The organism is uncultured Virgibacillus sp., assembly GCF_947495635.1.
Lineage (GTDB): Bacteria > Bacillota > Bacilli > Bacillales > Amphibacillaceae > Virgibacillus > Virgibacillus salarius.
The window spans coordinates 1-4,288 of record NZ_CANMAB010000171.1 but is presented as its reverse complement, the minus strand read 5'-3'; the positions used below and the strand labels follow the sequence as shown (position 1 = coordinate 4,288).

Annotated in this window: 4 protein-coding genes; 1 reads left to right on the top strand and 3 read right to left on the bottom strand. The window is 37.0% G+C overall.

All coding sequences use genetic code 11. From position 1 onward, the window contains the following. Positions 1 to 622 precede the first annotated feature (622 nt). The 3 genes from Q1A47_RS20125 to Q1A47_RS20115 form a co-directional block, all read right to left on the bottom strand. Positions 623 to 1,141 carry a YwhD family protein gene (locus Q1A47_RS20125; RefSeq protein WP_121603969.1) on the bottom strand — a complete coding sequence of 173 codons (519 nt, stop codon included), beginning with the start codon at positions 1,139 to 1,141 and terminating at the stop codon, positions 623 to 625. A gap of 73 nt (positions 1,142 to 1,214) precedes the next feature. Next, positions 1,215 to 1,709, bottom strand: a complete 495-nt coding sequence (locus Q1A47_RS20120; RefSeq protein WP_121603970.1) for a YwgA family protein — start codon at positions 1,707 to 1,709, stop codon at positions 1,215 to 1,217. Further along, complete coding sequence (locus Q1A47_RS20115) at positions 1,699 to 3,018, bottom strand: HD domain-containing protein (protein WP_166530099.1); 1,320 nt, start codon at positions 3,016 to 3,018, stop codon at positions 1,699 to 1,701. The genes Q1A47_RS20120 and Q1A47_RS20115 overlap by 11 nt, the downstream gene beginning before the upstream one ends. 327 nt (positions 3,019 to 3,345) lie before the next feature. On the opposite strand from Q1A47_RS20115, the gene Q1A47_RS20110 reads away from it, so the two are divergent. Next, on the top strand, positions 3,346 to 4,200 hold the full coding sequence (locus Q1A47_RS20110) for a lipoate--protein ligase family protein (protein WP_121603972.1): 855 nt from the start codon (positions 3,346 to 3,348) through the stop codon (positions 4,198 to 4,200). Positions 4,201 to 4,288: the final 88 nt, after the last annotated feature.

Sequence of the window (4,288 nt, the reverse complement as noted above, 5' to 3'; positions counted from 1 at the left end):
CATCTAACATTTCAAAATAACTACTTGGCTTAACGCAGTCATTGCACTAATTTTATACTTTCTTAACTTATAAAAAAGAAGCCGAATCCAGATATACTGGTTTCGGCTTCTTTTTTGTCCTAGTAATACATGAGTAGCCCATGTACTCCTATATTTTACAAATTTCTAATACAAAGTACAAGATAAAATCGATTGCTTTAGCTCGACGTCACAAAATGTTCACTTTTAAATGTTAGCATAAGGAAGTATTCTTAACAATTATTGAATGATTGTAAGAAGTAAAGACTTCGCCGTTTTCCACTTCAATACATCAAGTTTATCACGCTCTGTCCATTAGCAATGGATGTCAACTATCCAACCCTTGTACTCTTTTGAAATCACTCAAGCAATGAAGAAAAAACAAAATGGTTAAGTGTGGGATCAACTGCCAGTAAATGTCCGATTGGTTCGGGCCTACATGGAAGTAGGTCACAAAGGCGTTGCCACAGGCGTGGCGAATGAAGCCTTTGTACGTATATGTTTCAGTAAAAACCGGTGGAGCTTACTGCCAGTTATATGCGGGATAACAGATTTACGAAAACCTTCTAGGTTGGCTAGATTGCCAAGCTAGAAGGTTTTTTCCTTATTCTGGAAGTGAATCTTTCAATTCATCTTTGGAATTTTTCCACATGTCTGGATCAAATTCAACCAAGAAATCCTTTAATAATTTCTTAGAATGCTCATCCATATGGTCTACGATAACTTTACCTTTTAACGACTTTTCCATATGTGTAACATGCTCAGGCATGGATTTGTAGGCTCGTTTAATCGAACGGTCAACGCGTAGCTCACTACCTGCTACACCAGAATAATATGGTCCATTTTCACCTTGATCAACATTCACCCATACAATCCAATATAATTTACCATTGGGTACCTCGTTTTTATCATTCAAATATTTTACGCGACGTTCGATATCACTTCTTGCATGCATTGCTGCCATATCAACATAAGCCTTATTTTCATTGGGATCCACAATTACGGAAGACATGTTTTCTAAACTAATCGAACCATATCCGTAACCACCATGTCCATCCGTTGAATCATCCTTAATGATCGTAAAGTTATTTTTTTTCTTATTCGAAGATTGATCGGAACTCATCCCAGAACCCTCCTTCTATGTTTACTGCTTTTTATTGTAGCATAGGTATTACCATGTTGACACCTATCTGTCTCTATTGCTTCAAGCCTTCAATAAAAGCGTGTGCCGCTTGTATTTCTTCATTCGTATATTTTTGCTTTGGTTTCACCGTATGTACCTTTGCAATATTTTCTTCTGTCGATAAGCCATCAAAATATAGCATTGTTGCAACAAGCTCTAAAAATCTAGAGCTTTTCCCCTTCATTGCTTCCACCTGACTGGAAAAATCGGGCATGTCCATTGCAAACTGATGTAAAAATTCTTCCCCATCATTTGTAATTGTATAATGATATTGATAATAATTGCTTTTATCTTCCTTTTCCTCATGAATGAACCCCAAATTACATAATTCCTCTACTCGTAATGTTAGCTCTTCCGAATAGGGACCATAGAAATGAAATTCATACTTTTCTTCAAAAGGCATACCACACTTTTGAAGGATATAAATCATTTTTTGAAGCTTTTTCCTGCCAGTGACTTCATTAGCAACGGAAAAAAACTGCATTAGCTTTGCATGATTAGTTAGCATTCTTTACCTCTCCCTGACCACTAAGAATTTCTTCTACACGTTTCTTCACCGTACTATCTTCTATCTTCTCTATTAAATCAATAGGAAAGTACAATTTGTGATCCGTTCGTTTTTTTCCAGAAATGGATTCAACAATTTCCGACTGTCTAGATAACTCCCTCAACTCACCATTTGGCATAAGCAAATGAATGGGTAACCGCTCCTCCTCTTCCCCTGGGCGATAAAAATCATAGGGTAAATCAGATGAGGAATCGACTACAAGATAATAGTCTGGATCAATTCCTGCATTCATAAATAGGCGATGCAGCTCCATCCATTCATTCATTTGTAGATTCGGGTTAAATTCAATATATTTAAACAACCTTCGATTGGTAAATCGTTCACACAAATCGCTCAAAATGTCATCTTCTTCTTCCTGCCAAAGTTGAAAATAATAGGAAACAATCCCCTCATCTAATTTCAAATAATCTTGTAGTTTAACGTGCCCAGTAAAAAACGAAAGAAAGTGCGTAGGCTCCAGTTTAAATGTATAATTTGAATCTTCATACAATACCTTTGCTCGATGAAGGATTTTCGATAATATGACTTCTGCACTTCTTGTAACAGGATGAAAATAGACTTGCCAGTACATTTGATAACGACTCATAATATAGTCTTCTACCGCATGCATGCCCGTGTACTTAATAACAACTTGATCCTCCATTGGACGCATCACTCGCAGGATTCTCTCCATATCAAAATGTCCATAGCTAACCCCAGTAAAGTAGGTATCTCGTTGTAAATAATCCATGCGATCCGCATCAATTTGACTGGAAATTAAACTAACAACTAGCTTATCCTTATAAGTTTTTGCAATAACATCTGACACATCCTGCGCAAATCCTTTTGCTACACGTTCCAATATTGCGTTTACCTTCGTATCACCTAATATAATCTGCTGTGTGAAATATTCGTGATCTAATTTAAATACTTTTTCAAACGAATGGGAGAACGGGCCATGTCCCAAATCATGCAATAACGCAGCACATAAACAAAGAAGACGTTCCTCACTGTTCCAATGTGGTCGTCCTTCGAAGTTAGTTATAATTCTACGAACAATCTCATAAACACCAAGAGAATGATTAAATCGGCTATGCTCAGCACCATGGAAAGTTAAATTCGTTGTACCTAATTGCTTTATTCTACGTAACCGCTGAAATTCCGGTGCTGCAATTAAATCCCATATCACCCTGTCCTTTACATGTACGTACCGGTGTACAGGATCTTTAAATACTTTTTCTTCATGTAATTGTTCATCTTTATATGCCATGCATTCCCATCCGTTTCTTTTCGACGATTTCTTTTTATTATATAATAGATAAAGTGAACCTTCAATCAGGTTTTTACTGATCAAACACGTACAAAGGCTTAAATCGCCACGTCCTATTGCAACGCCTTTGTAACCTACTTCCATGGCCCGAACCAATCGGACATTTACTGGCAGTTCCCACTATTTTCTCTTCATGATATGTACTATAAATTGAAAGGGAATCTTACTGCCAATAGTGGCGGGATAAATAAACGAAAAAAGTAAGAAGCTAAACATACTAATACATGGAGCATTCGTTTATTATTCAAGTAAATCAAGGAGTAAACTATGAAAAATTGGAAAGATTTGATACAACAAGATACATTTCGTTACATCGACCACTCTACACTAACTACCTTCAATAATGAAGCTTATACAGCCATACATTCGTTTGCGATTGATGATGCCCTGGCTCTTTCAATTAGTCATAGGTTATCACCACCAACTATGCGCTTATGGGTTCATCCAAACACCATTGTACTTGGTATTCCAGATGCAAAGCTGCCTTATATCGATGAAGGTATACAGCTGCTGAAAAGGGCTGGATTTCACGTAGTTGTTCGCAATTCCGGTGGTTTGGCAGTTGCTTTAGATAACGGTGTACTAAATATTTCATTAATCCTTCCTGGAGTAAAAGATCTATCCATTCACGAAGGGTATGAAGCTATGGTCCGTTTTGTTACGTACATGCTTGATGATCTAACAGATCAGATTGAAGCATACGAAATTGTTAATTCCTATTGCCCTGGAGATTATGATTTAAGTATTAATGGGAAAAAATTTGCAGGCATTTCACAACGTCGGGTGAAGGATGGTGTCGCTGTGCAAATTTATTTGGATGTTGAAGGCAATAGCTATAAACGGGCGAAAGTAATTAGAGATTTTTACGATATTAGCAAAAAAGGAGAGAAAACTAAATTCACTTACCCTTCGGTAGATCCTCATGTGATGTCTTCGTTGTCAGACTTATTGAATACACAACTAACCGTGGAGGATATGAAAGTTAGAGCGAAGAAATCCTTAGCAGCTTTCAATAACGAGGTGATTGAACAGCCATTTTCTGATTCGGAACAGGCGGATTACGAAAAGCGTCTAGAACAAATGAAAAAACGAAATGAACGAATTGAATCCACAAGCACCTGAAATGATACATTCTATTATAAAAAACTGAGCAAAATTCGCTCAGTCCTTATCACTAAATGCTCAGATTTACGCTTTCTCTAGTAGCTAT